3 protein-coding genes are annotated in these 1,300 nt (G+C 77.8%); all 3 read right to left on the reverse strand.

The features are described from left to right. The coding region (mobA, locus tag N866_RS18910) for a molybdenum cofactor guanylyltransferase (protein WP_245612669.1) at window positions 1–423 on the reverse strand (423 nt) is incomplete at its 3' end. After that, window positions 420–923 (reverse strand): cyclic pyranopterin monophosphate synthase MoaC, encoded by a 504-nt coding sequence (moaC, locus tag N866_RS18915; protein WP_034229754.1) that lies wholly within the window; start codon window positions 921–923, stop codon window positions 420–422. The genes moaC and mobA, both read right to left, overlap by 4 nt. A 14-nt stretch (window positions 924–937) precedes the next feature. After that, on the reverse strand, window positions 938–1,300 hold a 363-nt coding region (locus tag N866_RS22230), incomplete at its 5' end, for a DUF2249 domain-containing protein (protein ID WP_216699498.1).

The following is a 1,300-nucleotide window of genomic DNA, read 5'->3' on the forward strand; positions in this document are numbered from 1 at the left end:
GGGCGCCCCGCCCACGGCGGCGAGCAGCCCGGGCACGACCTCCGCCGCCCGTGGCACGTCGCAGGCCAGGACGAGGACGTGCCCCGGACGGGGACCCGCGGCCTCCGCCAGCGCCCGGACCCCGGCGTCGATGCCGGCCACCGGACCGCCGTCGGGCGGGTCCTCCAGGACGGTCGTCACGCCGGGCCGGGCCAGGCCGGGCGGACCGACGAGGACCACCCGAGCGGCGGCCCCTGTGGCGTCCAGCACCCGGTCCAGGAGCGGCCGGCCGGCCACGCGGACCTCCGGCTTGCTCACCCCACCCAGGCGACGCCCGCGCCCGCCGGCCAGCACGACGGCGTCGTACCGCACGATGTCGTGGCGGACGCTGTCGTCCAGGACGCCGTCGTGCCCGACCCCGTCGTGCCGGGCCGCGTCGCTCACGGCTGGTCCGCGTCGGCGGCAGCCCAGTCGCCGGAGCGGCCGCCGGACTTCGCCACGACGCGCACGCCGTCGATCCGGGCGGACCGGTCCACGCCCTTCACCATGTCGACGACGGCGAGCGCCGCGACGGCGACCGCCGTGAGCGCCTCCATCTCCACGCCGGTCCGGTCCGCCGTCCGGACCGTCGCGGTGATGTCCACGCCCGCCTCGGTCACGGCCAGGTCGACCGTGACCCCGTGGACGCCGATGACGTGCGCCAGGGGCAGCAGCTCCGGCGTGCGCTTGGCGGCCGCGATCCCGGCGACCCTCGCCACCGCGAGGACGTCCCCCTTGGGCACCGTCCCGGACCGGAGCGCTGCGACGACCTCCGGGGAGCACGCCACGCTGCCTCGGGCGGTGGCGCTGCGCACCGTGGGCTGCTTGGCCGTCACGTCCACCATGCGGGCGTGCCCGACGTGGTCCAGGTGGGTGAACGGGTGGGCGTCGTCCGGTGGCGTCATGGTCCCCTCGTCGCTCAGCAGCAGGTGTCGCGGCTGACCAGGACGCGCCAGACGTCCGGTCCCTCGGCAAGGTACTGCCAGCCGAGGTGCCCCAGGTCCTGCTCCTCCAGCTGGCGGCGCAGACCCAGGGGGTCGTGGTCGTTCGCGATGACGATCCCCTCGCCGGGCAGGAGGGCGCCCACGGCGGCGAAGACCTGCGCGTGGCGCTCCGGCCGGGGCAGCGGACGCAGGTCCAGGTCGCCCGGCTCGACGGGTGCCGCGGCGCGAGCGCCGTCGGCCTGCTCAGCGGCGGGCGCACCCGCGGTGGGGAGGGCGACGATCTGCAGCCCCTCCTGCCGGGCGCCCCGCGGGGCGTCCGTGGTGGTCTCCCCCGCGCC

Source organism: Actinotalea ferrariae CF5-4, assembly GCF_000603945.1.
Classification (GTDB): Bacteria; Actinomycetota; Actinomycetes; order Actinomycetales; family Cellulomonadaceae; genus Actinotalea; species Actinotalea ferrariae.

Bases quoted from the DNA above. Each gene is read 5' to 3' on its own strand.
- moaC (WP_034229754.1), bottom strand. From the start codon at position 923: ATGACGCCACCGGACGACGCCCACCCGTTCACCCACCTGGACCACGTC.